This window comes from Micromonospora zhanjiangensis, assembly GCF_042650605.1.
Classification (GTDB): domain Bacteria; phylum Actinomycetota; class Actinomycetes; order Mycobacteriales; family Micromonosporaceae; genus Micromonospora_J; species Micromonospora_J zhanjiangensis.
In genome coordinates this window covers 291,534-318,502 of the sequence record NZ_JBHSBN010000006.1, presented here as the reverse complement: position 1 = coordinate 318,502, position 26,969 = coordinate 291,534, and the positions used below count along the sequence as shown (strand labels likewise).

Annotated in this window: 25 protein-coding genes, 1 tRNA gene and 2 pseudogenes; 17 read left to right on the top strand and 11 right to left on the bottom strand. The window is 66.6% G+C overall.

From position 1 onward, the window contains the following. Nucleotides 1-239 precede the first annotated feature (239 nt). Nucleotides 240-1,493 (top strand): AlbA family DNA-binding domain-containing protein, encoded by a 1,254-nt coding sequence (locus tag ACFOX0_RS12240; RefSeq protein WP_377544866.1) that lies wholly within the window; start codon nt 240-242, stop codon nt 1,491-1,493. 16 nt (nt 1,494-1,509) lie between these two features. On the opposite strand, the gene ACFOX0_RS12235 is transcribed toward ACFOX0_RS12240, so the two are convergent. After that, entirely contained in the window at nt 1,510-1,644 is a 135-nt protein-coding gene (locus ACFOX0_RS12235; RefSeq protein ID WP_377544864.1) for a hypothetical protein, read from the bottom strand. 480 nt (nt 1,645-2,124) lie between these two features. On the opposite strand from ACFOX0_RS12235, the pseudogene ACFOX0_RS12230 reads away from it, so the two are divergent. Next, nucleotides 2,125-2,253, top strand: a pseudogene (locus ACFOX0_RS12230) (DUF296 domain-containing protein); the annotation flags it as partial. 167 nt (nt 2,254-2,420) lie between these two features. Here ACFOX0_RS12230 and ACFOX0_RS12225 read toward each other — a convergent pair. The 5 genes from ACFOX0_RS12225 to ACFOX0_RS12205 form a co-directional block, all read right to left on the bottom strand. After that, entirely contained in the window at nt 2,421-3,221 is an 801-nt protein-coding gene (locus ACFOX0_RS12225; RefSeq protein WP_377544862.1) for an SAM-dependent methyltransferase, read from the bottom strand. Between the two features lie 215 nt (nt 3,222-3,436). Beyond that, the gene (locus tag ACFOX0_RS12220) at nt 3,437-3,616 is read right to left on the bottom strand and encodes a hypothetical protein (RefSeq protein WP_377544860.1); all 180 of its coding nucleotides are present in this window, start codon (nt 3,614-3,616) and stop codon (nt 3,437-3,439) included. Between the two features lie 403 nt (nt 3,617-4,019). Beyond that, nucleotides 4,020-4,913, bottom strand: coding sequence for a PfkB family carbohydrate kinase (locus ACFOX0_RS12215; protein ID WP_377544858.1), 894 nt, complete (start codon nt 4,911-4,913; stop codon nt 4,020-4,022). Further along, nucleotides 4,910-6,409, bottom strand: a complete 1,500-nt coding sequence (locus tag ACFOX0_RS12210; RefSeq protein ID WP_377544857.1) for a helix-turn-helix transcriptional regulator — start codon at nt 6,407-6,409, stop codon at nt 4,910-4,912. Before ACFOX0_RS12210 ends, ACFOX0_RS12215 begins: the two co-directional genes overlap by 4 nt. 317 nt (nt 6,410-6,726) lie before the next feature. Next, nucleotides 6,727-6,815, bottom strand: a tRNA-Arg gene (locus tag ACFOX0_RS12205). A gap of 432 nt (nt 6,816-7,247) precedes the next feature. Here ACFOX0_RS12205 and ACFOX0_RS12200 point away from each other — a divergent pair. Continuing rightward, nucleotides 7,248-8,162: a hypothetical protein gene (locus ACFOX0_RS12200; RefSeq protein ID WP_377544855.1), complete on the top strand. Its 915-nt coding sequence runs from the start codon at nt 7,248-7,250 to the stop codon at nt 8,160-8,162. A 669-nt stretch (nt 8,163-8,831) separates the two neighbouring features. Here ACFOX0_RS12200 and ACFOX0_RS12195 read toward each other — a convergent pair. After that, nucleotides 8,832-9,707, bottom strand: coding sequence for a hypothetical protein (locus ACFOX0_RS12195; RefSeq protein ID WP_377544853.1), 876 nt, complete (start codon nt 9,705-9,707; stop codon nt 8,832-8,834). A gap of 105 nt (nt 9,708-9,812) precedes the next feature. On the opposite strand from ACFOX0_RS12195, the gene ACFOX0_RS12190 reads away from it, so the two are divergent. Beyond that, nucleotides 9,813-10,355, top strand: a complete 543-nt coding sequence (locus ACFOX0_RS12190) for a DUF4231 domain-containing protein (protein WP_377544851.1) — start codon at nt 9,813-9,815, stop codon at nt 10,353-10,355. On the opposite strand, the gene ACFOX0_RS12185 is transcribed toward ACFOX0_RS12190, so the two are convergent. Continuing rightward, nucleotides 10,334-11,209 carry a hypothetical protein gene (locus ACFOX0_RS12185; RefSeq protein ID WP_377544849.1) on the bottom strand — a complete coding sequence of 292 codons (876 nt, stop codon included), beginning with the start codon at nt 11,207-11,209 and terminating at the stop codon, nt 10,334-10,336. The two genes, ACFOX0_RS12190 and ACFOX0_RS12185, sit on opposite strands and share 22 nt — an antisense overlap. A 330-nt stretch (nt 11,210-11,539) precedes the next feature. Here ACFOX0_RS12185 and ACFOX0_RS12180 point away from each other — a divergent pair, with 330 nt between their 5' ends. Then, nucleotides 11,540-12,319 carry a helix-turn-helix domain-containing protein gene (locus ACFOX0_RS12180; protein ID WP_377544848.1) on the top strand — a complete coding sequence of 260 codons (780 nt, stop codon included), beginning with the start codon at nt 11,540-11,542 and terminating at the stop codon, nt 12,317-12,319. On the opposite strand, the gene ACFOX0_RS12175 is transcribed toward ACFOX0_RS12180, so the two are convergent. Next, the gene (locus ACFOX0_RS12175; protein ID WP_377544846.1) at nt 12,214-12,891 is read right to left on the bottom strand and encodes a hypothetical protein; all 678 of its coding nucleotides are present in this window, start codon (nt 12,889-12,891) and stop codon (nt 12,214-12,216) included. The two genes, ACFOX0_RS12180 and ACFOX0_RS12175, sit on opposite strands and share 106 nt — an antisense overlap. Nucleotides 12,892-12,909: 18 nt before the next feature. After that, nucleotides 12,910-13,050: a hypothetical protein gene (locus tag ACFOX0_RS12170; protein WP_377544845.1), complete on the bottom strand. Its 141-nt coding sequence runs from the start codon at nt 13,048-13,050 to the stop codon at nt 12,910-12,912. 175 nt (nt 13,051-13,225) lie between these two features. Between ACFOX0_RS12170 and ACFOX0_RS12165 the strand changes: the two genes are divergently transcribed. Further along, the gene (locus tag ACFOX0_RS12165; protein WP_377544844.1) at nt 13,226-14,128 is read left to right on the top strand and encodes a hypothetical protein; all 903 of its coding nucleotides are present in this window, start codon (nt 13,226-13,228) and stop codon (nt 14,126-14,128) included. On the opposite strand, the gene ACFOX0_RS12160 is transcribed toward ACFOX0_RS12165, so the two are convergent. Further along, nucleotides 14,129-14,959, bottom strand: a complete 831-nt coding sequence (locus tag ACFOX0_RS12160) for an ATP cone domain-containing protein (RefSeq protein WP_377544904.1) — start codon at nt 14,957-14,959, stop codon at nt 14,129-14,131. 533 nt (nt 14,960-15,492) lie between these two features. Here ACFOX0_RS12160 and ACFOX0_RS12155 point away from each other — a divergent pair. The 11 genes and pseudogenes from ACFOX0_RS12155 to ACFOX0_RS12105 form a co-directional block, all read left to right on the top strand. Then, nucleotides 15,493-17,022 carry an Hsp70 family protein gene (locus ACFOX0_RS12155; RefSeq protein ID WP_377544842.1) on the top strand — a complete coding sequence of 510 codons (1,530 nt, stop codon included), beginning with the start codon at nt 15,493-15,495 and terminating at the stop codon, nt 17,020-17,022. Next, on the top strand, nt 17,022-18,155 hold the full coding sequence (locus ACFOX0_RS12150) for a tetratricopeptide repeat protein (RefSeq protein WP_377544840.1): 1,134 nt from the start codon (nt 17,022-17,024) through the stop codon (nt 18,153-18,155). The genes ACFOX0_RS12155 and ACFOX0_RS12150 overlap by 1 nt, the downstream gene beginning before the upstream one ends. Further along, entirely contained in the window at nt 18,143-18,652 is a 510-nt protein-coding gene (locus ACFOX0_RS12145) for a nucleotide exchange factor GrpE (protein ID WP_377544838.1), read from the top strand. Before ACFOX0_RS12150 ends, ACFOX0_RS12145 begins: the two co-directional genes overlap by 13 nt. A 20-nt stretch (nt 18,653-18,672) precedes the next feature. Beyond that, on the top strand, nt 18,673-21,444 hold the full coding sequence (locus ACFOX0_RS12140) for an FtsK/SpoIIIE domain-containing protein (RefSeq protein ID WP_377544836.1): 2,772 nt from the start codon (nt 18,673-18,675) through the stop codon (nt 21,442-21,444). Continuing rightward, complete coding sequence (locus tag ACFOX0_RS12135) at nt 21,441-21,920, top strand: hypothetical protein (RefSeq protein ID WP_377544834.1); 480 nt, start codon at nt 21,441-21,443, stop codon at nt 21,918-21,920. Before ACFOX0_RS12140 ends, ACFOX0_RS12135 begins: the two co-directional genes overlap by 4 nt. Before the next feature lie 38 nt (nt 21,921-21,958). After that, nucleotides 21,959-22,219 (top strand): hypothetical protein, encoded by a 261-nt coding sequence (locus tag ACFOX0_RS12130; protein ID WP_377544832.1) that lies wholly within the window; start codon nt 21,959-21,961, stop codon nt 22,217-22,219. Further along, on the top strand, nt 22,216-23,109 hold the full coding sequence (locus ACFOX0_RS12125; RefSeq protein ID WP_377544830.1) for a hypothetical protein: 894 nt from the start codon (nt 22,216-22,218) through the stop codon (nt 23,107-23,109). The genes ACFOX0_RS12130 and ACFOX0_RS12125 overlap by 4 nt, the downstream gene beginning before the upstream one ends. Before the next feature lie 367 nt (nt 23,110-23,476). Then, nucleotides 23,477-24,517 carry an IS630 family transposase gene (locus tag ACFOX0_RS12120; RefSeq protein WP_377544828.1) on the top strand — a complete coding sequence of 347 codons (1,041 nt, stop codon included), beginning with the start codon at nt 23,477-23,479 and terminating at the stop codon, nt 24,515-24,517. Between the two features lie 103 nt (nt 24,518-24,620). Continuing rightward, nucleotides 24,621-25,640 (top strand): hypothetical protein, encoded by a 1,020-nt coding sequence (locus ACFOX0_RS12115; RefSeq protein WP_377544826.1) that lies wholly within the window; start codon nt 24,621-24,623, stop codon nt 25,638-25,640. Continuing rightward, entirely contained in the window at nt 25,618-26,157 is a 540-nt protein-coding gene (locus tag ACFOX0_RS12110) for a hypothetical protein (protein WP_377544824.1), read from the top strand. Before ACFOX0_RS12115 ends, ACFOX0_RS12110 begins: the two co-directional genes overlap by 23 nt. A 74-nt stretch (nt 26,158-26,231) precedes the next feature. Next, nucleotides 26,232-26,765 (top strand): annotated as a pseudogene (locus ACFOX0_RS12105) (IS256 family transposase); the annotation flags it as partial. Between the last annotated feature and the right edge of the window lie 204 nt (nt 26,766-26,969).

The window sequence follows — 26,969 nt, the reverse complement described above, 5'->3', positions numbered from 1 at the left end:
GATTCACCCGCCGACCCCGACCACCCGCCCTGCCGACCACGGTGTGGATCAACAAACCAGCAGCTCAACCCACCGAACTACAGAACACCTGACCACGAAAACGTCTCACTTGACTTGACAGGTTCCGGAGCGGCAAATAGCTGTCCGCCCATGCCCAGCGAACGACCGACCGGCGACAACCCGTAGACCGGCTTCCCGCGTCAACGCTCACTGTCGTAGGCCATCCCTACGCTTTGAGCATGACCTTCACCGCACTGCACCGCTCACTCGGGGTTGGCCCTGGTCCGTTGACCGACGAGCTCCTTGACGCTGCAGTGGCCGCTGGCGTGATCGAGGCGAACGACTTGGATTGGAAGTCTGAGCTCCCGCCGGCCAAGGGCCTGCCGCAGACCGACTTTCCTAAAGACGTCGCGGCGATGGCGAACAGCGGCGGGGGCGTGATCGTCTTCGGGGTGCGCGAGGAACAGAAGGCCGCGACCGCGCGGGCCGACGTAGGTGAACTCGATGAGGCATACGAACGTTCCCTGCGCAGCGCAGCGATTACGGCGATTTCTCCGCCTGTCTTCGGCCTAGTGATTCACCGTCTTGGTTCCGAGGGGAAGCGCGCTGTCGTGGTTGAGGTTCCCGCCAGCATCGACGGACCACACCTGATCTATCGGAACGAATACTTCGGCGCTCCGGTGCGCAATGACTCGGACACGGTGTGGATGAAAGAGCGCCAGATCGAGGCGATGTATCGCGCTCGGTTCGACGAGCGCCGTCATGCGACCGAGGCGTTGGACGCGCTGTTTGCCGAGGCTTCCGCCGGCCGTGATGCTGGCAAACGCGCGTGGCTGATCGCTGTCGCCCACCCGCGCATCCCCCGTCTTCGGGAGCGGCTGAACCGCGACCAAGCTCGCGACGTCCTGACAAAGACCGGAAGGCTGGCGCTGACCTACGCGGGGCGCGGCGGCATTCATCCGCTGGAGAGCGTGGACCGGCTCAATCCTCGACCTGGGCTTCGTCGCTGGGTCGCGGTGAACACCGCAACGGGAGACCGATCCATGTGGAAGGAATCGTGGATCAGTATTCATCACGACGGCTCGGTAACTCTTGCTGCGGCGGTCGGCGGCCATCGTATGAGCAGCGACGGCTACTTCGAGGGCTGGCAGGTCGAGTCCTCTGCGATCGAATGCGCGATCGCTGACCTTATGGCGTTGATCCGAACCACCGCCGAGGCTACCGACAACGGCGAGTATGACGTGCGCCTTGGGATCGACTGGAGTGGCGAACAGCCGCTGGCGATCTTGACCAAGGACAACATGGGCTTTACCTACGACGGCGTCTCGACGCCCCTGCACCGCTACACGCCTGTCGAGACGAGCGTCAACGCGGTAGGGCCCGCCTTGGACTTCTACTGGCACGTCCACGACTTCGCCGAGGATTGTGTAAACCAGGGTGGCGTCTCGAACGTGCGAATGATCCAGCCGCCCGCACGCGACGAGTCGGTGTAGCTCGGCTCCGGCGCAGTCACAATGCCGGCCCGATCCGCTCGGTTCCGGTGCAGGTGCGGCGGGCGCGTTCCTGTTCCTGCCGTTCGGTCTGGAAGGCTCCGTGCTCGGCCGAGAGCGGCGCGTGCTCGGGCAGCGCCGATCTTCTGCGCATCGTTCGCAGCCTGCGCACCAAGCACGGATTGTCGGCGATGCCATAGCGATCTCACCGTTCGTGCACGGGCGCCGCCAAGTGGAGGCGGTCTTGGCGTCCTTCGGCGGCGTGCCGAGCACTGCCGTCCAGGCCTGGCTCTCGGTGAGCGCGGTGTCGAGGAGGGTCCCTGCGGGGCTTCGATGAGGTCGCGCCGTTCGGTGAGTGCCTGCCGGAGTTCGATGCTCCTCAGCGCATGCATCCCCCGCGCGTTTCACCACTGAACGTCCGAACGGCGGCAGAAGAGTGCATCGGTGAGAGGCGTTACCGTACCGCCTAGTACATCGTCACCAGACTGATGACGCGCTGCTCCTGATCATGCTTCAGCGCAAGCCGGCGACGTGTCAGCCCCCCGTCCGGCTCTTCGAACTCGGCTGCGACCGCGAAGAGCGGCGTCCCGTTCTCCGCGAACCGAAGATCGTAGATATAGCTCTGTGAGAGCTCCTACTGGACGCCACCGTCCAATTCCTCACCGAGATGCTCATCATCGAGATCGCCTCGCCGGCCATGACCCGGGTGCCGAACCCCGACCTGTACGACGTGCCGCAACTGCGCTTCGGCCAGCTCCCCTGACAGCGTCGACGGCGGCGGCGCCATCAGCCGTTCCTCCGTAGGTCAGCCACGCCCACTCGGTCGTGCAGGGCCCGGCACGTATGCGCACACGCGTCAGGCGAAACCACCTCGACGACCTATGCAACCAGCACCAGCGCCCTCGCCTAAACCGGGTGTCATCGCAGGGCCTATCCGGCTGGCTTGATCGCTACACCGGTGTAGACGTGGACGTCATGATCGTCGAGGTTCGGGGTGTCCTGGTCGGGATGCCAGCGATGAGCCAGGACAACGCCCGGATCGACGAGGTCCAGGCCGGTGAACATCGCCGCGGTCTGTGCGCGCGTCCGCGGGGTCACGGGAATACCTTGGGCGTGCGCGGCCCGCACCGCGGCGCCGACCTGGTCCGGGTCGGAGTCGGCAGTGATCGCCGACAGCGACAGCGTGCTGCCCGGGCACAGTGGCCCCATCAAGGCGTCCAGAATGGCCCGTACCTGCGCGTCGTCCGGGATGAGCTGAGTGATGGCAATCAGGGAAACCGCAACCGGCTGGTCGAGATCGAGGCTGTCCCGGGCTGCGGTGAGGACCATCTCCGGGTTGCGGATATCGCTGTCCAGATAGGCCGTCGCTCCATCCGGATGGCTGGTGAGCAGAGCGCGAGCGTGAATGAGGACGATGGGGTCGTTGTCGACGTAGACCACCCGGGACCCGGGCTCGATCTGCTGAACGACCTCATGCAGATTCGGGGCGAGCGGCAGGCCGGTGCCCAGGTCGAGGAACTGCCGGATGCCCAACTCGCCGGCCAGGTACCGGCTGGACCGCAGCATGAACCCGCGGTTTGCTCGTGCCGCGCCCGGCAGGCTGGGCAACAGCTGGGCCATCTTGTCACCCAACTCGCGGTCAGCCGCGTAGTTGTCCTTGCCCCCGAGCCAGTACTGGTAGACGCGCGCGGGATGAGGTCGATCGGTCTGCAGATCGACAGGCTGGGTCACGCTGGGTCCCTCTCCGACAGCTGCGTCCTGGATCCCGCAGTGGTGATGGATGACGGTCGCCGGTTGCTCGTAAGCGTCAAGCCTAGCGACCACGGATGGTGGTCGAGGTACCGCTTCCCAGCGCGAGCCGGCGTAGCGGCTACGGACGGGAGGTACTGCAGCTTCGTTTGCCGGGCGCCATACGTTACTCCTGTGGACGCTCGCTTATATCGCGACTACGTGACGTACTTGATCGAGGCGAAGAACAAGATCACGACCAAAGCGGTTGTCAGCAGCCGACTCAGGCGGATTCGGAAGAGCGGCCAGCCCCACGTGGACATTCCCGCCCGAATAACTGCAGCAATAAGTAATGCTACGCCCATGATGGCGGTTACAATAAAGGTGAGATCAGGCAACGCTTAATCCTTTCAAGATTGGCGCTTCAGCGATTCGCGTACGTTGTACTACTGCCGAATGTGCGCGCTCGTGATGCGGGCTACTTTGCTCGACCGCGACCTTCGGGCAAAATGGGCTGAATGGACTGGCACCCCGCCTCCCCATTAACGCCCCGCATTATTCGCCGTGACAAGTGTTTATCGCCCTAGAGGAAACGGGGGCGCAAGCAGCAGAACAGCACCATCCGCTGCGAGCCCGGCCGATGCTTCTACCCGTGCAACTTGCCAGGCACGGTTACTTCCAGCCCCACAACGATCGACGCCATCGGACCTCATTTTTCACTGGATCAGCAAGTGTCGAACACCCTCGACACGAAGAACCGACACGAAACACCAGTTTCCGCTGCCCTGTTCCCGCGCGGTGCTACTGCTGTCCGGTGATCGTCACGAAGGTTGTTGCGGCGGCGACGCCCTCGGCGACCGCGTCGGGTAGCGGAACCTTGTGGGCGAGTCGTACGGCGAGGGTGCCAAGGAAGGTGTCGCCCGCCCCGCTGGTGTTGATGACGTCGACGTGATGTGTGGGTACGAGGCCAGTGTGGTCGACATCGCTGTAGGCGGCGCCGCGAGCGCCCGCTGTCACGACCACCGCTCGTGGCCCCAGCTTGCGGAGTTCCTGCGCCGCGAGTGCGGGGTCGGTGTGCTGCCGGCCCAGTATTGCTGCCGCTTCCGCCTCGTTTGAGACGAACACGTCGAGCGCGGCGAGCGCGGTCGGCCCGAGCGTGGGATGCGGTACGAGGTTGCCGATGAGCGTCTCAGCCCGGTGATGTCGGAAGACGGCGTTGACGGCTTCGGGCTGGAGATCGAGCTGAGTTACCACAATCGGGACCTGCAACTGCTGAAGTGCGCTGCGCACATGCTCGCCGGTGAGCTCGGTCTCCGGAGGGATTGCGAGGACGATGTAGTTCTCGCCGTCCGGGGTGACTTCGATGACCGCGATCCCTGTCGGCGCAGAGGGTACGTGCTGGAAGAAGGACACATCGATGGCCGCGTCGGTGAGGGCTCGGCTCAGGAAGGCGCCCCATTCGTTGTCGCCGACGTTGCTGATCAGGCTGGTGCGGGCACCTGCCCGGCGGGCGGCCAAGGCCTGGTTGAGGCTCTTGCCACCCGGTGTGGTCGTGGCGGGTGATGAGGCGAACGTCGTCCGTCCGGCGACGGGCCGTTGGGGGATCCGCACCGTGATGTCGATGTTGGCACGGCCGACAAAGGCGACATCCGGCAGCTGCGGCGAACGGACCGGATCGGGCGATTGGTGGTTCACCCTGCCACGGCCAGTTGATCGAGCAGTAGCCGCACTTCTTGCCGGCCGGAGAAGGGTTCGAGTTTCCGGGCCAGGACCGTGACGTTACGGCGGACCCGCGCCGAGCCGGTCGTGGTTGCCGTGGTCAACGCTTCAGCCGCCACCCTGGCAGCCTGACCAGGCTCTGAAGCCGCCAGGTAGGCGTGCGCGGTGCGGGAGAGGTACACCGCACGTTCGCGGCGGTAGCGGTCGGGCCATTCGTTGACAGCGGCAGTAAAACTGTCGATAGCCCGACGGGGTTGGCCCAGGCGCAGCCATCCCTCACCTTCCTGCGCCGCCAGGTACGGCCGAGTGCAGAAGGAACCGAGTGCGCTGTCACCCCCGGTCGGCGAGGCGGTTGCGACGAGTGCATGAGCATCCTCGATCGCGGTCTGGAACGCGGAAACGTCTCGCTCGCTGGCGCTGCCGTGCGCCTGCTGGACAGCGGCGAAGGCGTGCACGAGCGCAGGCGCGTCGACTAGGCGGGATGCCGCTCGGGCCAGCCCGACGACGCAGTCCTCGTCCCCGGTCCCCACCATCCGCTGTGCCTTGCGGGCCAGCACGTACGCCCAGAACTCCTGATCATCGGCTTCCTGCGCCATGCTTCCGGCGCGCTCCAACCACCGGTCGCCCGCCGCACGGTCGCCGAGATCGTCGCTGAGCCAACCCGCGAACTCGCTCCACCGTGCCTCCGTGCTGAGGAGCCGGTCGCGAAGTGGCCCGCGTGCTTCCCGGCGCAGGGCAGCAATCAGCGCGATCTGCTGCTCGACGGTCGACAGGATAGTGAGGCCACCAAGCCGGTCGTCCGCTTGCACGAGGAGCGCACGAAGCTCCGCGAAGTAATCCACAACGGCCGGGTCGACGGCCCGCGGGTGAGATGCGGCTGCCGTGGCAACGGCCGGCACGGTGGCAAGGCCGGCAGCGAGTTCCAACAGAGCCCTCCGGCTCATCCGCAACGACATCGGCTGCCCGTTGGACATGACCGTAAGCGTAACGGCGTCGCCATCGAGAAAGTCTCCCTCGCCAGTCACCGCCACATCGGGAACCTGCGACAGTGGTGCCGTCCGGTCGCTCGGACCACCGGACATCAGATCCACGGTGCAGAGGTCGTGCAGCAGCCGCCATCCCGCGATCGTCGAAACTCCCGGAGCACCGGCCGGTAGCGAGCAATCCTCGACTTCACCCCACCGGGCGCGCTGTGCCGCTTCAACCTTCTCTTGGTCAAGCTGCTGCTTGATCCGCCGATAGTCGTCATAGCCGGCCAGCAATTCCCCACCAGCCGCCAAGGCCATTTCACAACGCTGCCAGAAGATCCGGTCCGGGCACTGTCGCCCACTCTCCGCGCCAGCGATCGTGGAGCGTGCCACCGGCACCCGACGCGCCAAGGCCAACTGGGTCAGCCCACGCTGGTTGCGCCAGCGGGCAAGCCCCGCGCCCAGTGCCCGTTTCGCGTCGTCCACCCGCTGCGGATCGATCATGAAGCCCGCCCTCCACAGCCCTCTACGCACCGATAACGGGATTGACGCAACGCGACGTCACCGTAACCGACCACCGCAGAAAACAGCCAGCCTTCCGCACAGCAGTCCCGCCGCGGCATCCCAGAATTCGGGACAGGAGGACAGCGACTCGAATCGCCGCCAAACGGACGCGGACTCAACAGCACTCACCCGGACCCGGCAGGACGGAGGGGATGTTTGTCGCACGAGCACCCACCGAGCACCCAACCAACCACAAGGGACAAAAAAGTTAAGGCGCCTGACCTATACTTCCGCAGGTCAGGCGCCTCTTGATCTTGCGCGCCCGAAGGGACTCGAACCCCTAACCTTCTGATCCGTAGTCAGATGATCTTGCGGGGAGTGGCGGAGTCCAGTCGTGTCCGGGCGCGTCCAAACTAGTCCCACCGCATCCCCGCAGGTCCGGCTTTACATCGACCGAGGCAGATCACTGGTTTCCCCGGCAGGCAGGCCGAAATCCATCCCGGTCCCGGAGCGTCCGTGCCAGTTCCTCGACGTCCGAGCACCCACCGAGCACCCCGGAGCCGCCGCGAGATCGAATCGGGGTGGTGGGACGGCCAGACGTTGACCCGCGGGGAAGCCGTATCCGGCGGGGCCACGGAGAGGAGCAGGCTTGCCCGGTGGGGCTGACTCTGATATTCAGGTATCTGGCTACGCGGTCAGGGTCGGACCCTGGCAGGCAGCCGCGAATCTTCGTAGGCAACGGCGTTGCGGACGTACCGCAACGTGCAGCCTCGCCATGCTCTTTCCCTCGTGGAGCGCCCGCACGTTGAGTGCGCCCGCTCATCGAAAGGTTTCCCAGATGAAGACGATCTATCACGGTTTCCTGCCACAGCACACCGCCAGCACCCACCGGGTGTTCGCCATTGTCGACCACGGTAGCGGGGAAACGGTGGAGGCCCTGGCCACGTTCCCCACTGCGGAGCGAGCCGACACCGTCGCGGACCTGTTGAACCTGCTGACCGTCGGATACCCGCCCGAGCGGACCCGGGAACGGTTGCTGACCGCCCTCGATGCCGAGCCGGGTCCGGTCCGCGCGTCAGTGACTGCGATCCTGGACGCCCTCCGCCCTAGCCGGCACCGTCTGGCCGTTCAACTGCGACGCCGGGCTCACGCCGGGATCGCCAGCTTCCCGACCAACGGGTGCCCGACAGGAGGGTGCGGCACCTGCCCGACATGCGGCGACGGATGCCTCGACTGCCCTGCCTGCGACAGCGGCGAGTGCGACGCCTGTCTGGCACCGGTGATCACGCCCCGGACGGCACTGCTGTTGTACGTCGCAGCGATGACACTCAGCGACGAGGTAAGCGGCGCGATGAGGGACCTGGATAACTGGGACTTTCCGCCGTTCATCAAGCAGCTGACTCCAACCTCGCTGGTCCAGTTCCGGGCCACGTTCGTCGCCCTGGCTGCGGACCTCGCCCACGGTATCGAGCCACAACCCCGGACAAACGCCGAGGAGATCGCTCTGCACCTGATGACCGACCGCGCCAACGTCGAGCTCGAACTCGGCAGCTATGACGACATGTTGGAGCGGCTGCCCGAGTCGGCCGCCGACTACGACTGGGACAGCATCCTGGAAGAACTCGTCCAGGACAACGACTACACCGGGCTGATGGCCTACCGCGGCAAGCTGCCCGCCAAGGAGGTCACCAAATCTCTGTTCGAACGGTTTGACAACATGCTGGAGCGTCCCTACGCGGCGACGACACCATAGATGCCCAGGTGGACAACCCACGTGGCGCGGCTCGCGCTTCGGACTGCTCGGTTCTGCCGCAGGGCTTGGCCAGCGGCAGTAGTGCGAACCGCGACACGTGGATGACAGATTTCATCTTGAACTCGGCGGCGAGGGCCAAACAGAGCCGGTAGCGGCGGCGTCGAGGAGGTCGCCGAGCCGGAGCCAGGCGTTCGGCCCGGTGGGGGACGCCGGGATGGCGGCAAAACGCGCCCACGCCTCGGCACTGTCGCCGAGCGCAGTTTTGACGATCGAGGTGACGGCATGGTTGCCGGCCCGATAGCGGTTCGCGCCAGCAAGCGTGAGGACCGCCCACGCCGGAAGGGCGCGGATCAGGTCGTCCTCGCAGTCGGGCAGAGTCAGGAACTGCCGCGTCCACGCCTCCCGATAGTTTGGGCTGCCGCCGAGCCGGCGGCGCAGCTCGGTGGTGATGCGTATCAGGGCGGCCCGCAGGGTTTATGTGCCGGGCGAGTACGTCGGTGAACGAGAGCTGCGGCCGGTGGGTGCGCCAAGCGAAAGACAGCAGCGCGATCTCAACCAGGTCGTCGTCCTGTCGATGCCGCTGAAGGTAGTCATGGAGGACGTCATCTGGCGCATCGGCCAGTCTCCGAGCCGTAACCAGGCGAGGATCACCCAGGGCCACTCCGCGAGTCACAGCTGCGGGGTCACCGATGATTCATTCGATTGACGCGCGCAACTCGGCCGAGTGTCGCTGCCGTTCCAATTCGGTATGGCTGATGACTGCCCATCGGCTTCCAGCGGTGGGACGGTTGGCTGCGAGCACAGCTCGGACGCGCTGGGCGATGTCATCGGTGACGGTCGGCAGATGGAGCAGCATGAGATGGAGCCACCGCAGGTGAGGCGGATCCGGATACGTCTTCGGGGCTGAGGTTCCCAGAGTTTAAGCGCTTGCACGGCGGCCTCCGCAAAGCGCCGGCCGAGTGCCCGCAGCAGTTCGGTGGAGGCATCCCAATGATCGGGTCGCCCAATCCGGTCCTTTGCCTCCTCGGGTACGCGGACGTATCGCCAGGAACCTTCCGCTGCTCGCTCTATCCAAGAGGTCGTGGCCTGACAGCCGAATTGCTGAATTCCGGCGGCGTCATCGAGGAACGCCTCTACGTGCCGGAGATCGTCGGACTGCAGCGCGGCGAGGTCTGCGGCGTGATCGGCGAGTAGCTTCTCTTTGGGGGCGCCGTCGCGCAGTGACCGGCAAATGCGCGTGATCAGCACATTTCGTGAGAACCTTGCCAGATCGTCCGTTGCGATCTCCTCCAGGAGTGCCGGCTCGACCAGCCACGGAAAGGTAGCGAGCAGGTGCTCGCGGATGACGTGATCTGCCTTCGTATCGTCTGCCCATTCGACCAGCTGGCGGTGGCGGTCGGTGTGGATGGCCAGCACCTGCTCCCACATCGCCTTCCATGCCTTGCTGGTAGCGAGATGGTCTTCCCACCACCGATCCGAGTCATCTCCGTCTTTGACGAGCATGAGGTCAAGCATGTTGGGCAGGCAGTCGACTGCGCGGTCCACCAGGAGATCGAGTCATTTGCAGCGCCCCCTCAAGCTGAAGCTACGACTGCCGCGAATTACGCACACTCGGTACCCTTTCATCTACACGGAGCGATAGGTGATCGCATGGTGCATAGGAAGGCGGCAATGGGCAGCTCAACCTACCCTGGTAGCGAACGCCGCTCGACCTGGATGTCCAGCATCCGCGGGCCCGGTGATGTCGAGGTTCCGGGCTTCGTTGTGAATGAGTGGCGCTGGTACAGCGCGAGAGCGCGTCGATCCCGGCTCAGCTACCAACTGATGGAGCTCGCCAGCGTCCTCGGCGCCGCCTGCGTGCCTACCGCCGTGGCCTTGGGGGCGAGTGGCCTCGTCACCGCCCTCCTCGGCGGCGGGCTCGTCTTCATCGCCGGGGTCCGACACACATTTGACTGGCACCGGAACTGGATCCGTTTCGCCCGTGTGAGCCGCCAGATCGAGCGGGAAGTGGCACGCTTCGGCGCGGGGCTGGAACCCTACGATGACCAGGGCCCCGGCGCCCCGCGCCTGGTAAGCGTGATCAATGAGATCGTGCGTGTCGACATCGAGGAATGGGAGACGTGGCACCGTTCGAGAGCCAGTCAAGCGGCGAACGGCGGCACCGACACGCGTTACCTGTCCAGTCCGGGCTGAAACCGCCCGAAGACGCCCTGGTACCGACGGCGCAGCCGCTCAGTGATCTCCTCCGCGGTGAGGAGGTCGATTGGCGCCTCCGCGCCGAGCATCTCATGGACGCTTCCCTGCGCTCCGATCCGCAGCGTCAGCGGGAGCGGACGGCGCGGCCGCACGTCGTGGCTGTCCAGCAGGAGGCGACGGACGAGCCGGGTGGGGGCGAAGTCATCGAAGCGGAACAAAACAATGTGGACCTCAATACGCTGTTCCGGTTCGAGCTGCTTGATCAGGCGACCGAGCCCCGGTCGCCACGGGCTGCGCAAGGCGCTCGTCACCGCGCCGCACGGGAACAACGTGACGAGATGGCCCGCGACCAGCAGCTCAGCCGCGCGGGCGATGGTGCGGCGGTTAGCCTCGCGCAGGGCCGCTCGGGTCAGTGCCTGGCGTCCCAGGCGGACCCGTTGTGGGAGGTCGCGGTTGAGCACAATCGGTCGGTCCCCGGCCAACGTGCCGGGATCAACCGGGAGGACGATGCCCTCTGCAGCACGTCCGGCGGCCCTGATGATTGCCGCGCTCATCGAGTAGGACTTGGCGATGATATGGACGTCGGACCGTCCGCACGATCCGAGCATCGCGAACAGTGGGGCGAGTTCGAACCGATCCCGATGGTCGCCCACCAGCAGACACGCCTGTCCGGGGCGAGACCAGACCGACACATCGCCGATGATCCTGACCTGGATCCTAGCCCGCCGGAACTGGGCGTACAGGGCACGCGGGACGCTACTCACGCGGGTCGCGTCCTCCCGCAGCCGCCGCACGTACCTCGGCTCGCGGCTCCAGGGCACGTCCCTGAAGTGTTCGTCTTTGCTCTCCATGATGATTGCGCCTCTCCATGATGGTTGCGCTCCTCGTCTGCGACCGGTGCCGGAGCCTCGGCTGTAGCCGGGCCCGGATGAGTTGTGCGGTCAGGGTCAGGCAGACGGGCAACGCGGGACTACCGTGTTGGGATGTGCTGCGACGGCGTAGGACCAGGTAGGACGGGATAGCAAGCCGTCGTGCCCGATGAAGCCGGCGCCAACGGCAACGGTGTCGAGCAAGACCGCCGCCTCGGGCAGCAGCCGGCTAGTGCTCTGACCACGAAGGTGCGCGGTGTTGGATGACACGCCGCCGGCTTGGCTGACGGGTGGCGCCGTGGGCTTCAGGCGGTGGCGGTGGCGGAATTTGTGCTCGTCCGGCGGCTCGGTGACCGGGAGTGTCAGCAGTTGCTGAGGATCACCCGTCGTGGTACCGGCTCGGCAGTCCGATTACCGCAGGCCATGGTGGTGCTCGCTTCAGCCGGTGGGAACACCGTGCCAGCGATCGCCCGGGTGGTGCAGGCGGACGAGGACACGGTCCGGCAAGTAAACCACCGGTTCAACGAGATGGGCATGACCAGCCTGGACCCTCAGTGGGCGGGTGGCCGTCCCTGCCAGATCAGCGACGATGACGAGGCGTTCATCTTCGAGACGGCCAACGCCCGCCCCGAAGCACTGGGGCGGCCGTTCACCGGATGGAGCGTGCGTAGGCTCGCCGATTACCTCACCGCCCATGCCGCCCGCCGGATACGAATCGGACGGAAACGGCTGCGGCAGATCCTGCACCAGCACAAGATCACCTTTCAGCGGACGAAGACGTGGAAGGAGTCCATCGACCCCGACCGAGATGCCAGGCTGGCCCGCATCGAGTACGTCACCGCGCATTTCCCGCAGCGGGTGTTCGCCTTCGACGAGTTCGGGCCACTGGTCATCCGTCCGCAGGCCGGTGCCGGGTGGGCACTTCACCCATTGATTGGCGTGTGCGGCAAAACCGGAGATCGCCTCCACGAGCGGCTGCTGCGGGTTCATCCGCGCTCACCCCCGCCGGTCGCGGGCGGAATGTCGAGGCGCCAGAACGGCTCGGGCAGCACGAACATCTTCTGTCTCGGGAACCGCTCGCCCTTGAAGTAGTAGAAGAACACGCAGGTCTGGCCGCGGGTCTCGGTCGTCATGGCCTGGCGGGCGAGCGGGGAGTACATCGTGGCGTGCTTGAGCCACGCGGCCTCCTCGCCGTGCCGGTCAAAGCCGCGGCCGGTCGCCGCGTGACCGAACGCGTCGTGCACCGCCCGGAACATGTCGTTGTCGTCGTTGCTCAGATACGGATGCGGGTTTCCGCAGCCTGCCGTGCCATACACACGCAGCAGGCCGAAGTCGCGGAGATCGGACGTCATCGCCGCGGCATCAGGGTAGGGATCCTCGGCTTGGACCAGGACCTCGATGCCGAGGCCGCCCCGGCCGCGTGACCGGGTCAGGAACTCGAACTGGGCTGCCGTCTCGGCCCGAAACGCCCGGTACGCGGGCTCCGCCGCCGTGTCGGCAGCCGGCCCGGCGAGGTAGGCAGCGGCGATGCGGCGGCCGATCCGGGCATCGGAGGTGACGGCGCCCGGGTCGAGGTGGAATATAGGCAGATCAGTAGCCAGGCAGTACGCATCGGCGCCGCGCCGGAGCAGACTGACGGGACGTTGCGTGATCGTTCGATGCATTGTGATTCATGGGCCTCCTCAGGGACGCTGGGACTGGTGCTGTGCCGTACGGAATTCGGCGCGCAACTGCCGCGCCAACTCCATGAGGACGTTCTCGCGCTGCTCCTGCCGACGCTGCGGCCATGGTCCGAGCAGGTCTCGACGGCTCTTGCGGGGCATGTTGATCGGTCTCCTCTGCGATGCCGGGGCGCGGTCTTGGCTCTGCCGGATCTCGATGTCGGCCCGTCGCCCGGGAACATCTGGAGCATCCGACCGTGCCCGCGTGCGCGTCGTGGGGATCCGCTGGGGGAAGAATGGGGGTGCCGCCACCTGTCCATCAGCATCCGGAGTGGTCATGACCCTGCCGACGTTCGACCGGCCGCCGAACCTGGACGACCTGGTGAAAGGGCTGGAACGGCTGTTGCGCGGCGGACTGCCCGCGACCGAGGAAACCGCTGAAGAGGTGTTACTGGGCTTGCGTGGCGTATGGGCGCGATCGGTCGATGCCGATGATCTGCTGAGCCGGGTAAAGGCGCTCAACGAGCTTCTCGGTCGACTCATCGCTGAGATGCCGCCGCTCAACGACCACGACCTGGCTGACGCCGCTGCCGTCCTGTTCAAGGTCGATGGTCGGGCGCGCCGGCAGAATCTGCTGCAGCGGTACGAGTCCGCGGCGAAGGCGGCGGGCTACCAGGTCGATCACTTCCGCCGGGCGATCGTGCCGAAAATTTTGCGGCAGATCGCCCGCCAACTGCACGAGGACAGCCAGAACTACATACCCCGCACAGGCCAGCCCGCACGGCAGGAGATTTCCGGCGACAGTCCCAGCATCACCGAGGAGCACATCTCGGCGCCGGACGTCGCCCTCCGAGAGGAGACCCTTTCACGGCTGTGGGAGTACGTGTACGGCCTGCGCGCCGAGTTGATCGCCATCGAGCGGCTCAAGCGCTGGCCGGAAGAGGAGCACGCGGCGCTGAAGCTGGAGGAGTCGCGCGACTCGGCGCTCTGGCAGTTGGGTCGCCTGATGCACTGGATCGGCCGTTACATCGCCGAGTACGGCGATTTCGTCGAGCACGGGCGGGCGGAATTCCAGGCCGAGGCACTGATAAGGCTCGCGGGCTGGCGCGGCGAACTGCCCCCGGTGGTGGCGACCAAGCTGCGCACGCTGGCCGCGATGTATCCAACCCGCGAGGAGTTCATCCGCGCTTGCCAGGAGGCCAACTTGCGTATGGGCACGGCCGGCCCGGACCAAGCATGATCAACGCTGGTCGCTGAACATGACACCCCATGCGTCCAGCCAGAAGTCGTCGACCGACCGGTACCGCTTCACCGCCGAGGCGTAACGCAGATAAACCAGTGAGTCGAGGCTGCGCAGCACGTTGAGTGTCTCGGCGGCGATCTGCTGCGAGGTCACCAGCGCCTGCCCGCGCAACGCCTCCTGCACCTGAGTGGTCGCGTGCAGCACGAGACTGCGCACGCGTTCCTCGGTTCCTCGGCCCTCGGCGGCGATGCCGATGCTGCGCGACAGTTTCGCGGCCTGGAAGGGCTCGACCCGCCCGGCGAGTTTCGTGACGGCCCAAGGCGTCGACTCAGGCTGGATCTGCCGGGCGGGGCCATACTCCTCCTCTAGCCACGCCAGGAAGTCGGCTAGGTGCCGGAAGCCCCCGCTGGCGCTCCGGGTTCCGCCCATGAACACCATCGCGTACCGGATTCGGACGATCTCGATCCTGGCGTCGCCGCTGTGCAGCTGCTGCAGCACGAGGCGGCCGATGTCCCGGCTCGGTACCGGCAGATCTGGTGCATCAGGATTTAGCACCTGCACGACCCGGTCGACGAATGCATTGACGTCGACCGGCGATAGTGCCGTGCTGCCTGCGGCCTTGAGGATGCTGCGGCGGATCTTCGCGCGGCTGAACGGCTCCGTTCGTCCGTCCCTTTTGCGCACCTGCAAGTATTCCGCGGTGATTCGCTCGGCGGTGGAGAAACGCTGACCGCAACCTTCGCAGACTCGTTTACGCACGGTTTCACCGCCACACGGGCGAGAGTCCTTGACCCGAGTGCGCTCACTTCCGCACGACGGACATTTCATGATCGAATCCACCCCTTGGTCGTTCGGCGCCCCGGCGTTGACCAAACACTATATGTGCCACGCCTGGACGGCCGGGTCACGCAAAGGGATGAGGTGACTACCAAGATATGGCCGATCCATTCCGACCTACCGGCTGCTGGGTCTACCGACAGTCTGATCGGTGCTCCCCGAAGTCTCTGAGAAGCCTCCGTCCATAGCTCGTATACGCCCTCATCGGTTCTGCGCCAGCATTGCCTGGGCGGATAATCGCCCCGTCAGGTCATCGCCCACGGCAGACCAACCGGGCGAGCGGGTTAGGAGGTTCGGCCACCGGATAACTTCGACGGGTTCCTTCTGGCACTCAGCTCTTGTCTGTCATGGCCCCGCCGTTAGGCTCTCTTTCAAGAGCGGCACCCGGGAGTGGGGCGAACTCTGGATTGTCGAACGTTCTCTTCGTGCTGGGGCGATATCGCCCGCAGTGATCCGCGAGCCTGAAAGCGCAATGCTGAGGAACCTTCGGTTCGAAACTTGGACTGGGAACCTGGAGAACGAAATTGAGCAGGATTGTCGGGATTGATCTAGGTACCACCTACTCCGCCGTGGCCGTGGTCAACGAGTTCGACCACCCGGAGGTCCTCACCAATCGCGATGGCGAGTCCATCACACCCTCCGTGGTGCTGTTCCAGGGCGACATGCCTCTCGTGGGCACCGTGGCCAAACGCGCCGCTACGACCGCACCGCTGGATGTCGTGGAGTTCGTCAAGCGGGCGATGGGCGACGCGTCTTGGCGGTTCGACGCGACGGACGGGCGGACGTACCGACCGGAAGAAGTCTCCGCGCTCATCGTCAAGCGGTTGAAGGAAGACGCCGAGTTGGCACTCGGCGTGCCCGTCACGGAGGCCGTCATCACGGTTCCCGCCTACTTCGACGATGCGCAACGGCAGGCCACCCGCGATGCGGGCCGCATCGCCGGAGTGAAGGTCGTACGAGTGCTCAACGAGCCGACCGCAGCCGCGATCGCCTACGGACTGTCGTCGGGATTCAACGGCACAATTCTGGTGTACGACCTCGGCGGTGGCACCTTCGACGTCACGATCCTGCGCATCGACGGCGGCTCCTTCGACATCCTCGCCACCGGCGGCGATCGCAACCTGGGCGGTTTCAACTGGGACGGCGAGCTGATGCGCCTGCTCAACGAGCGGTACACCGCCGCCGGTGGTGAGGACCTCCTCGACGGAGGGGAGTTAGAGGCGGGACTGCGGGAGCGGGCCGCACTCGCCAAACACTCGCTGTCGAGCGTCGAGCGGGCACGCGTCGTGCTCAGCGGTAACACCATGACCACCACCCTCGAGGTGAGCCGGGCGGACTTCGAATCGATCACGTCGGGGCTGCTGAGCCGGACCAGGGAGATGGCCGAGATGGTCCGCGACGACGCCGGTCTGACCTGGGACGACATCGATCGTGTGCTCCTGGTCGGCGGATCGACGAGGATGCCCATGGTTCGCAGGATGGTCGAAAACGCGATCGGCCGGCCCATCGAGCGGCGTATACATCCTGACGAGATCGTCGCGCTCGGCGCTGCGGTGCAGGCGCGCCTAGTCGAGTCCGAGCGCAGCGGTGTCCCCAATCTCACCGTGAATGGTAATCGTATCAAGGTCGGTGATGTCACTTCACACGGACTGGGCACATTCGCGATCAATCCGAACACCGGCCGCCTGGAAAATACAGTGATCATTCCGCACAACACCAAAATTCCAGCCAAGCACCCCAGCTACTTCACCACGGTTCATGACAACCAGCTTGAGATTGACGTCGAGGTGACCATTGGCGATGACACCGACCCTGAGTACGTGCGCAACGCGACCGGCGACAAGCCATTGCGCGTACGCATCCCTGCCTATCCGGCCGGGGCCCCGATCGAGGTGATCTACGCCTATGACATTGACCAGACCGTGTTCGTCGAGGTCAACGACCTTACCGCGAGGACTTCGCTGGGCACGTTCGAGGTGCCCAACATCGCCAACATGTCCAGGAGCCAGGTCGCCGACGCGGCCAACAAGATGCGCACGACCGAGGTGGGCTGATGACTACCGCAACGTTTGTGGACTACTACGAGATCCTGCAAATTCCCGAGACGGCCGACACGGCACAGATCAAGGCCGCGGTGAGCCAGCAGCGCCGGATCTGGATCAAACGGCAGGCCAGCGCTGACCCCAAGCGGCGCGGCGAGGCGGAGACGCGGGTACGTAACATCGACGAGGCCGAGCGGGTCCTGCTTAACACCCAGCAGCGGCAGGGATACGACCGCAGGCTGCCGGACCAGCGCCGTGCGGCGCCCGAGACCGCGCATCAGGACGGCGACGCCGACTGGCTCGACCGCGCCCGCGTCTACCTGGAAATGGGCAATCCGGGCGCGGCGCACCGCGCGGCCCGCGAGGCTACAAATCAGCGCGGCGGGGACCACGGCGCATGGTTCTTGCGCGCCCACTCATCGTTCCTGCTGGGCCAAGCGGCCGACGCCGAGTTCGAGTTCGCCGAGGCGATCCGCATCGCCCCGGACGAGTCCGAGTACCACCACGACCTCGGTGAGGTCTACGCCCAGCAGGAGAAGTGGCCACTGGCTATGCGCGAGTTCGAGACAGCGTTGCGGCTGGCACCGGGCAACCCCGTGACCCGCACCGCCATCGCACAGGTCCTGCTCGCCACCGATGAGCCGCAGAAGGCGCTGAGCATCATGGAAGCGGTGGTGCAGGAGCATCGCGACAACAACATCTTCAAGTACTATCTCGGAGCCGCCCTGGAGGCGACGGCTCGCCACTCGGTGACCCTGCTTCGCGACGGCACAATCATCGTGACCTCGCAAGCGCAGGCAGACCTGCTTAATCGCAATGCGGATCGGATCGCGAAACTGGGCCTGCGGGACCAGGACGCGGCCGCCGCCGTTGTGGAGCTGCGGCGGCTCGCCACCTCGAGCCGCGAGATGATGTGGGTGCACAGCTCAGCCTGGCAACTTTACGGCTTCATGCTCATCGCCTCGCTGTGCGGCCTCTGCGGAGGACTCGGCAGCGGTGACGGCGGAGGCGTAGCCGCCGGACTGTTCATCGCCGCACCCATCGCGGTGGGCGTGGTGGCGCTGTACATCTCCCGCCATCGCAAGCCGGCCTACCAGCACGCCGCCCAGCAACTCGCCGGTCAGGTTCTGCGGTGGGGCAAGTGACCGCCGGGACGGCCGACCTGGCGGCGCTGGTCGAGGAGGTCATGCAGCTGCGCGACCTCTTCCAGCGGCGGCTACTGGAGGACCGCCGCCGGCAGGAGCTCTACGACCGGCTCTGTCAGGAGCTCGACTTCGCCCGATCCGACCTGGTCGGGCAGTTCATCGCGCCGCTGTGCCGGGAGCTGCTGCTCGTGACCGACCGGGTTGGCACCGCCGGCCGCGCGGGCGCTGACCCGGCCGCGCTGCTCGTCTCGGTCCTGGACGAGATCTCGGAGGTGCTCGCCCGGCGCGGCATTCGACCGATCGCCTCGATCGGTGAGGAGTTCGACCCGAGCCTGCACGATGCGGTTGAGCGGGTACCGGTGGACTCCGACGCCGATCAGGGCCGGATCCTGCACGAACGACGCACCGGCTATCTGATCGACAACCGGGTGCTCCGGCCGGCACAGGTGGTGATCGGCCATCGGATCCCCGATGACGTCCGACCGGGCTCGGCATGACGCCGCGCATGCCTCCAAGGATGCCGGTCCCGCTGCTCGCCGCCGCGGTCGGACGCGTGATGGACTCCGGCGCACGTGCGTTGGGCGTCTTGGCCGCAGCGGACGATGCCGCGCAGGCCGCAGTGATCGCGAGGCAGGAGGCGGCCGAGCGTGAGGGGCGTTGGTCCCGTCTGCAGGGCGCCGAACGGGCGCTGGCCGCCGCTACTCAGGCCCATGCGGCGCTCACGCAGGCGGTCACCGTGCTCGCCCCGGGCGAAGCCGCGGCCCCCTGGGGCCGGCCACCGCGACCGGTTGCCGATCCCTTCGCCGCCGCTTCCTACGTCCGAGCTGGTGGGCTGGAGGTGCCGGACCACCCTGATATCCCGTTGCTGGTGCCACTGCTCGACCGGGCCAACCTGGTGCTGGAGGCCGACGACGCCGACCTCGGTCCGCTGCACTCCGTCGCCCTGCGGGCACTGGTCGGCACCGGGGCTGGCCAGCTGGTCCTCCATGGCTTCGACCCGCAGCTGCGCGGACTGTTCGCGCCGTTCGCACCCTTGCGCCGGGCCGACGCCGGCCTGCTCCGGGAAATCGGCACGACGCCCGGTGACCTCGACTCGATGCTGAAGCGGCTGACCGCCGAAGTTCAGCGGATCAACGAGCTGCGGCGGGGCAGTCCGGTGACGCTGAGCGGACTGCGCGCCGGTACCGGGCAGCCGATCGAGAGCTTCCGGCTCGTGGCCATCGCCGACTTCCCCGCCGGCTTCGACGCGGCGACGGCCGCAGCGCTGGCGGCGCTGCTACGCGCCGGCCCAGCTTGCGGGGTCAGCTTCCTCGTGCACCACAATCGGGTGATCCAGCCTCCGCACGGCGTGGACGTCAAGCATGCATTGGCCGGCGTGGACGTGCTGTCGATGGGCGTGCCGGTGCGGTGGTCACGGTTGCCGGACGTCGGCGTGCTCCTCGACCCGCCCATCGCGTCGCGGCTCGTCGCCGAGGCAGCCGAAGCGGTGGCCCAAGCGAGTGAGGCGATGGCGCCACCTCAGCTGCCGCTCGCGGACCTGCTCGATCCGGCCGGAGCCCCGCCGCGCTCCAGCGCCGAGGGCATCTGCGTGCCGATCGGCAGGTCGGGGCAGCAAATCGTGGAGATCGTGCTGGGTGACGAGCGCGGTCAGCGGCACAACGTGCTCGTGACCGGTGCCGTGGGCCAAGGCAAGTCGAACTTTCTGAAGGTCTTCGTGCATGCCTTGTCGGCCCGGTACGGCCCGGAGGAAGTTCGGCTGTACCTGCTGGATCTCAAGGAGGGTGTGACGTTTCATGCGCTGGCGTCGACACCGCAGAGCCGCGATTGGCTACCGCAGGCCGCTGTTATCGGGTTCGAGACCGACCGCGAGTTCGCAGTGGCGGTCCTCGACGGACTGGCCGGGGAGTTCCGACGGCGGGCCGCAATCATCAAGCCGTACGGCGACAAGCTTTCCGTGTATCGAGCCCAGGTTCCGGACGCGGTGATGCCGAGGCTCGTCGTCGTGATCGACGAGTTCCAGATCCTGTTCACCGAGGACGACGAGATCAGCACGCGCGCCGCCGGGTTGCTGGAGCGCCTGGCCCGGCAGGGCCGCGCCTACGGCATCCACCTGCTGCTTGCGTCGCAGACCATCTCTGGGATCACCACCCTGCTCGCGAAGCAGGACGGTATTTACGCGCAGTTCCCGATCCGGGTGGCGTTCAAGAACTCGGCCGGGGAATCCCGCGCGGTCCTCGACCAGCACAACCCCGACGCAGCTGAACTGCGCTACCGCGGCGAGGCGATCGTGAACCTCGAGTCCGGCCGGCAGGACGCCAACCAGCGGGTGACCATCGCCGCTGCGGACAGCGTCACGTTGGACGTTGTCCGGCGCCGGTGCTGGCTCGCGCGCCCACCCGGGTCGGCGCCGCCCGAGGTCTTCGAAGGCGGCCGCCCGGTCACGCTCGGGCACGCCATCGATCGGCTGCGCGACCTGCGTGCTGCCGCGCGCACCCACCCGTTGGCCGGCCGGGTCGGGCTGATCGGGCTCGCCGTCGCGCACCCGCTGCGTGCCGAAGGTGTGGTGTTCGCCGCCGAACCCGGCAGACACCTCGCGATCCTCGGTGCCGGCAGCCGCCGGTCACCGGCCGGCCCAGACGGCGAGGCGAATCTCGCGCTCGGTGCCATGCAAGCCGTCGCCGTGTCACTCGCGCTGCAGCATCCCGCCGGGGACGCGAAGTTCACACTGTTCGACCTCGGCCGGGCCGGCGAGGCGACGGAGTCCGGCCTGGACCATCTGGGCTGGCTCCTGGAGCGACTCGGACTGCCCCTACGCCTGGTGCCCCAGGCGGATCTGGGCTCCGAACTGCGCCGGATCGCTGTCGAGATCACAAGCGTCGCCGCGCAGCACGATACTCACTACATCCTCGCCCCGGCGCTGGACCGCGCGGGCACCCTCAGCGCACTCGACGGCGACATGGTAAGCGATCTCGACGTGCTGCGCAGCATCCTGCGCGACGGCCCGGCCCGTCGTACACACCTGATCGGGTGGTGGACCAGCGTTGGTATGTACCGCAACCACCTCGGCTTCGACGCATCCGTCGAGATCGATGGGGTGCTCGCGCTGCGGATCTCCCAACGCGACGTCGTTGACGTGATGGGGCATACGGTCGCCTGGCAGCCGAGGGACAACCGAGGGCTGCTGTACGACCGGCAGGAGTTCCCGGCTCCCGTGACGGTCGTTCCAATGGCGCCACTGACCCGGGCCGATGCGAACGCTTTGCTCCGAGTCGACTGGGAGGAGCGATGACGGCATATGACGACTACCTGCGGGCGGTGGGCGGCCTCCTCGCGCTGCGGGCCCACGCGGAGCAGGAGGCGCGGACAGAGGCCGAACGACAGCGGCGGGAGCTCGAAGGTGTGCAGGCCGACGCACAGTCGGTGACGGCCCGTAATGGCCGCCTGCGCAAGGAGGTGACTCGGCAGCTGGAATTCGCCCGGTCGGTGCTGCTGGCCGCGGATCACGGGGAGATGCTGCCGTTGCCGTTAGAGCCGACCCATGTAGAGCAGGCGACCGACCGGGACGTCACCGAAGCGGTCCGGACCCTGCAGGCTCGCGTCGTCGAGCTCGTGACGGTGGCGAGCCGTCCGGGGCCCCCGCTGCCGGAGCCGGAACGGGCCGGGAACGGCGGCGGCCGCGCGTGGCCCAAGGTCGCCGGTGCGCTGCTGGTCGTCGTCCTTATCACGGCCGCGCTACTTGTTGTATACGGGCCCGGTAGGAGCTGAAAGCCCGACACCGGGCCGTACCCATAGGTGGAGGAATCGTGTCGCAACTCAACCAGCTCAGGCAGCAGATTGACCAGTTGGGCCAGCAGGCCCGCACGCAGGCCCAAGGGCTCAGCGCCTTCAAACCCAAATTCTCCCAGGCTGTGGGGCAGGTGAGTTCCACCATCGGAGGCAGCGCTCAGCGGGTCGACCAGGAGATGATCGCGACGCTGCAGGCCGCCGAAAAGGAGGTCGACCAAGCCGTCCAGGCATTGCAGGCAGCGGCTGCAGCGGCGGCGCGCTACGCGGCATCGCTGTGACCGGCGGCCAGTCGCAGCTGGAGCATTTGTGCGAGGCGGTCCAGTACCTCGGCAACCACACCGACGGGCTGGCCTCCGCGCTGCACGAACACGCGCGTCAGCTGGCTATGACTGCCGCACGGGTCACGATCGCCGGCACCGGGAACCGGGCGGCGGGCCAAGCTGCAGCCGCGGCGATGGACGCTGCCGCCCGTGCCTGCGCCCGCGCGGCCACGCTGTTGCTGACCGGTGGCAAGCTCGCACGAAACTACGCCGCGGCCAACTGTGGCGGCGGGTCACGGGCGGCCGTCATCGGAAAGGCCGTCGTGGGTTTCGCGGCGGCCGAGGTACTGCGTGATGCCGCACGCCAGTCCGCTGCCGATGGTATCCACCAGGAAGGCCTCGACGCGCCCGCGGCCGAGTTCGCGGCGAAAGGGCTGCTGCTGTTCCCGGCGCAGGTACTAGCCAGCATCGGCAGCGTGCGCTATGCCCCGGAATTGCGGGAGCAACCGAACCACGCCGCCGTGACGCGGGTCTCGGCGTCAGGCTTGCCGCCGCACATCGAGCTGTACGGCAGTCCGGCCGGACATGCCGCAGAGGGCGGACTCCTCGGCGAGCGGGTGCTCCTGCTGCAGGCACTCATTCACGAAGTCGCCCATGTCATCTACCGGCAGCACCTCACGCCGGCCGAGCGCGCACAGTGGGAAAGCATCTGTTCGCGCTCGTACGCCACTGGCGAAACCCCGATGAGTTCGTACGCCGGGACCCACCCGCGAGAGGACTTCGCCGAGACGGTCGTGGCGCTGTTCGCCCGGCCCGAATGGCTGCGAGCGACCGCACCCCAAAGGTACGCCTTCGTTGAACAGCACTTCAGCCGACTCGAAGCCAACGAGATGGCTCATCGTCTCTGAGCTTGTTCTTCAACCTCGGCCGTCGGGTGCCGAGGCGTATCTGTGTGGACGAGGCGTATCTGTGTGGACTTGATGTCGACCTCGCGCGAGCCGCCGCGCTCCGGCTCGGGACCCGGTCAGCCCGCCACCGAACCCCCCGGGTGCGACATGTGACGCACCTAGTCAGCGTTCAATTGCCGAACGCGAGCTCGGCTCCTTGACGTGGTGCACCGAGTAATCATACGTTGACCTTCCTGGTCATCTAAGCGGGTTGCCGGAAGTTATGTCCGTAACTCGCCCGAGTTGATGTTGATACCGACGTGAAGACCTCGCCGGGAGTTTGATCGAGTTTCCACACAACGATCATCCCGACGAGGTCTTCGCCAGTATGCGCCCTGCGCACGTGTACGCCAACGTGTCCGACGAGCAGTACCACCAACTCGTGGACGTCCTGCACCGACAGTGGAGAGTCGCCACCCGCGCGGTGATGATCCTGCTGTCCGCTGGTGGGATGCCCGCTGCGGACATCGCCGCCCTGCTGCACTACGACCCGGTCACGGTGCGCCGGTGGATCGCCCGCCACGACCTCGAAGGCGTCGACGGACTACCCGACCGGCCCCGTACCGGCCGGCCCCGACTGGGCGGTCGGCACCTGGGCGACCGGATCCGACGACTGTTGAACACCCCGAAGGCGTGGACCACCGGCCGCGTCTGGCGTGCCCTGGGCCGCCCGAAAATCAGCCTGCGCACCGTGTACCGGCGCATCCGGGAACAAGCCCGCTGGTGCCGACCCCGACTCATCGCCAAGAGCGACCCCGACCGGGACACCATCTGCGCCGACATCCGCGACCAGGTCACCGCCCTGCCCGCCGGATCCGTCGTCCTCGCCGAGGACGAAACCCACCTCGACCTGATCGCCCGCATCCGCGCCTGCTGGATACCCACCGGCCTGCGCCACCGCGTGATGACCCCGGGGACCAACATCCGCCGCACCCTGCACGGCGCGGTCAACCTGACCACCGGCACCTTCCACCACCACGTCTCGGTCCGCAACGTCTCCGTCGTGTTCTGCTACTTCCTCGACCTCCTCCTCACCGCCTACCCCAACGCGCCCGTCGTAGCCGTGATCTGCGACAACGGCACCACCCACCACAGCGCTATCACCCGACGATGGCTGGCCGAACACCCCCGCCTCATGCTGATCACCGGCGCCCGTTACAGCCCCCAGGACAACCCCGTCGAACGCATGTGGGCCGTACTGAAACAACACATCGCCAACACCGCCCCCGCCACCATGGCCGACCGGATCCGGCAAGCCCACACCTTCTTCCGCCACCGCACCCCCGACCAGAACCTCACCACCACCGCCCCCTGGACCACACCCTGGCTACCCGAGGGTTACGGACAAGACTTCTGGCCAGGCGCTTAGCATCGTGCCCGATGAAGGCCGAGTTTCGCCGCGACACGATGCACCCCTCGCGCCAGCGCGGGTTCGTGCCCTCGCGGCTTCCGCAACGTCGACCTTCGAGCGGATGGAGGAGAACACCTTCAGCATGAAGTACGGCTACGCCCTGTCCGCCTTCCGGGTGCGTCCGCACGGCGGCGATCCTCAGCCCCTCGGTTCGTTCGACGGCACGACCGATGCCCTGCCCATCCTCTATGGGGTGCTGCACGGCCTTGCGGGGCAGCCCGTGTCGGAGCGTCAACGCCACCTCAGCGTGAAGACCCTGGAGCCGGCCGGCCGCGCCGTACGGTTCTGCGTCAAGGTAGGCAACAGTGGCCAACGGTCGGAATTCTACGACCGCGATGACGACCAGACAGTTGTATTCCACCGAGATGACCGGCACATCGAACACACCACGCTGAGGGGCTTGCTGCTCGCACCCGCCGACTCGACGACCGGTCTGCTCGCACTGGAGGTGCAGGGCCGGGTAGGCGCCAAGACATTGCTCGGTCCCGCGCTGTCGAAGCGGTTTCGCCACTTCAGCAACGGCTACATCCTCGACATCGCGTCGGTGGTCGACGAGGAAGGGCTGGCCAAGCTGCTCGTCGAGGCCCAGGCCCACCAAATCACCCTGCGACGCAGCGGTCTGCCCCAAGACGTCGCCGACGCGGTGGAGATGACGACGAAGGACGCGGAAGCCGGCAAGCTCGAACTGAAGATCATGCCCGGGAAGATCAAGCAGTTCCAGCGAAGCCTGGTGGCCAAGCTACGCGGCGAGGACGACACCGCACGTCGGCGGTTGCTGCATGTCACCGGCGTCGACTTCGATGAGTTGAGCGTCGTCATGACCGTCGGGGAACGGAGCACGACGCTGACCGTGACGGCCGAGCGCGTCCCGTCCTTCGTCTACGACCTACCGGGGCGCGAGAAGCCCGACGACGGCCGGTTCTACGGCGAGGTGACGAGGACGATCAATGAGATATCGACTGCGGTCGGTGTTCTTGTCAGACCCCAATGGGACACTGGCACTTGGTCGGGAGCGGCGCTGGAGACCCGGCTCACACTGCCGCAGGAGGAGCTAAGCCATGCGACGGACAGAGAGCAGTAAGTTCTCAGCCATCGCCCTGGTGCAGGACCACTACGACACGCTGCGCAACTACGGCACCAAGCGGCGCCGCCCTGCGGACTACCTGGCCTACCTCGGCGTGCCGGCTGCGATCGCGGGCGGTGTGTGGTACTTCGACGGCAGGGCTCGCAACGTGCCCGACGTCCTGGCAGCTATCGCTATCCTCACCGGGTTGATCTTCAACGTGTTCGTGCTGATTTTCGACCTCACCGCCCGCGCGACCGACACCCTGCCGCCGCAGATGCGTCAGTTCGTCGATCAATTGGCAGACGAACTTCGGGCCAACGTCAGCTACGCCGTCCTGGTCGGGATCGTCCTGACCGGCCTACTCGGCGGGGTCGTGATGTTCACCGACACCGACAAGCCGCTCGGCCGGGTATCGACACTGCTGGTCGTGTTCGCCGGCGTGCACCTGCTGCTGACGATCTTCATGATCCTCAAGCGGGTGCGGGCGATGTTCCGGTCGTTCCGCGTGCGCCGCGAAGATCCAGTACCGTAAACGGCTGCCAGGCGACCCGCGCGATCCAAGCTTCGGGATCGTGCCGGATTCCCTAACCACGCTTCAACGCGCAGGCGATGATCAAGACGTTCGCGCAGGTGGTGATGTCCGCTGAGGCTGACGCGGTCTGCGGTGCCGCGTATGGGCAGCGCAGCGATGAGCGGGTCAACTCCCGTAACGGTTACCGGGCCCGGGAATGGGACACCCGGGCCGGGACGATCGATCTGGCGATCCCAAAGCTGCGGCAGGGTTCCTACTTCCCGGACTGGCTTCTGACGCACCGGCGGCGGGCCGAGCAGGCCCTGGTGTCGGTGGTGGCCACGTCTTATCTGCTGGGGGTGTCGACGTGGCGGGTGGAGAAGTTGGTTGAGCAGCTCGGCATTCGGCAGCTGTCGAAGTCGCAGGTCTCGGAGATGGCAGCCCACTTGGACGCGCAGGTGGAGGCGTTCCGTAACCGACCCCTGGACTCGGGGCACTACACGTTCGTGTGGATGGACGCGCTGACCATGAAAGTGCGTGAGGCCGTTCGCACGGTCAACGTCCACGCGCTGATCGCGGTCGGGGTTAACGCCGACGGTCAGCGTGAGGTGTTGGGCCTGGACGTCGCCGCCGACAACGTCACCCCAGTCCGCAGACGAGCATGCGTGGCCCGCTCAGACCATCCCACATTCCGGGCTGATGGTGCAGCCTCTCGCGCAACCGCGGTAGCCGTTTCAGCACGACCACGACGGATCAAGATGATACGGGAATGGCCCTTCGGCCCGCGTGCTGTCGGCGACGGGTGGTGTCGCATCCGTCGCCGCCTAAATCGT

What these genes read in the sequence shown, in the direction of transcription:
- ACFOX0_RS12240 (WP_377544866.1), top strand. Translation starts at nt 240, where the DNA reads ATGACCTTCACCGCACTGCACCGCTCACTCGGGGTTGGCCCTGGTCCG.
- ACFOX0_RS12235 (WP_377544864.1), bottom strand. Translation starts at nt 1,644, where the DNA reads ATGCGCAGAAGATCGGCGCTGCCCGAGCACGCGCCGCTCTCGGCCGAG.
- ACFOX0_RS12210 (WP_377544857.1), bottom strand. Translation starts at nt 6,409, where the DNA reads ATGATCGATCCGCAGCGGGTGGACGACGCGAAACGGGCACTGGGCGCG.
- ACFOX0_RS12200 (WP_377544855.1), top strand. Translation starts at nt 7,248, where the DNA reads ATGAAGACGATCTATCACGGTTTCCTGCCACAGCACACCGCCAGCACC.
- ACFOX0_RS12190 (WP_377544851.1), top strand. Translation starts at nt 9,813, where the DNA reads ATGGTGCATAGGAAGGCGGCAATGGGCAGCTCAACCTACCCTGGTAGC.
- ACFOX0_RS12185 (WP_377544849.1), bottom strand. Translation starts at nt 11,209, where the DNA reads ATGGAGAGCAAAGACGAACACTTCAGGGACGTGCCCTGGAGCCGCGAG.
- ACFOX0_RS12175 (WP_377544846.1), bottom strand. Translation starts at nt 12,891, where the DNA reads ATGCATCGAACGATCACGCAACGTCCCGTCAGTCTGCTCCGGCGCGGC.
- ACFOX0_RS12170 (WP_377544845.1), bottom strand. Translation starts at nt 13,050, where the DNA reads ATGCCCCGCAAGAGCCGTCGAGACCTGCTCGGACCATGGCCGCAGCGT.
- ACFOX0_RS12165 (WP_377544844.1), top strand. Translation starts at nt 13,226, where the DNA reads ATGACCCTGCCGACGTTCGACCGGCCGCCGAACCTGGACGACCTGGTG.
- ACFOX0_RS12160 (WP_377544904.1), bottom strand. Translation starts at nt 14,959, where the DNA reads ATGAAATGTCCGTCGTGCGGAAGTGAGCGCACTCGGGTCAAGGACTCT.
- ACFOX0_RS12150 (WP_377544840.1), top strand. Translation starts at nt 17,022, where the DNA reads ATGACTACCGCAACGTTTGTGGACTACTACGAGATCCTGCAAATTCCC.
- ACFOX0_RS12140 (WP_377544836.1), top strand. Translation starts at nt 18,673, where the DNA reads ATGCCGGTCCCGCTGCTCGCCGCCGCGGTCGGACGCGTGATGGACTCC.
- ACFOX0_RS12135 (WP_377544834.1), top strand. Translation starts at nt 21,441, where the DNA reads ATGACGGCATATGACGACTACCTGCGGGCGGTGGGCGGCCTCCTCGCG.
- ACFOX0_RS12120 (WP_377544828.1), top strand. Translation starts at nt 23,477, where the DNA reads ATGCGCCCTGCGCACGTGTACGCCAACGTGTCCGACGAGCAGTACCAC.
- ACFOX0_RS12115 (WP_377544826.1), top strand. Translation starts at nt 24,621, where the DNA reads ATGGAGGAGAACACCTTCAGCATGAAGTACGGCTACGCCCTGTCCGCC.
- ACFOX0_RS12110 (WP_377544824.1), top strand. Translation starts at nt 25,618, where the DNA reads ATGCGACGGACAGAGAGCAGTAAGTTCTCAGCCATCGCCCTGGTGCAG.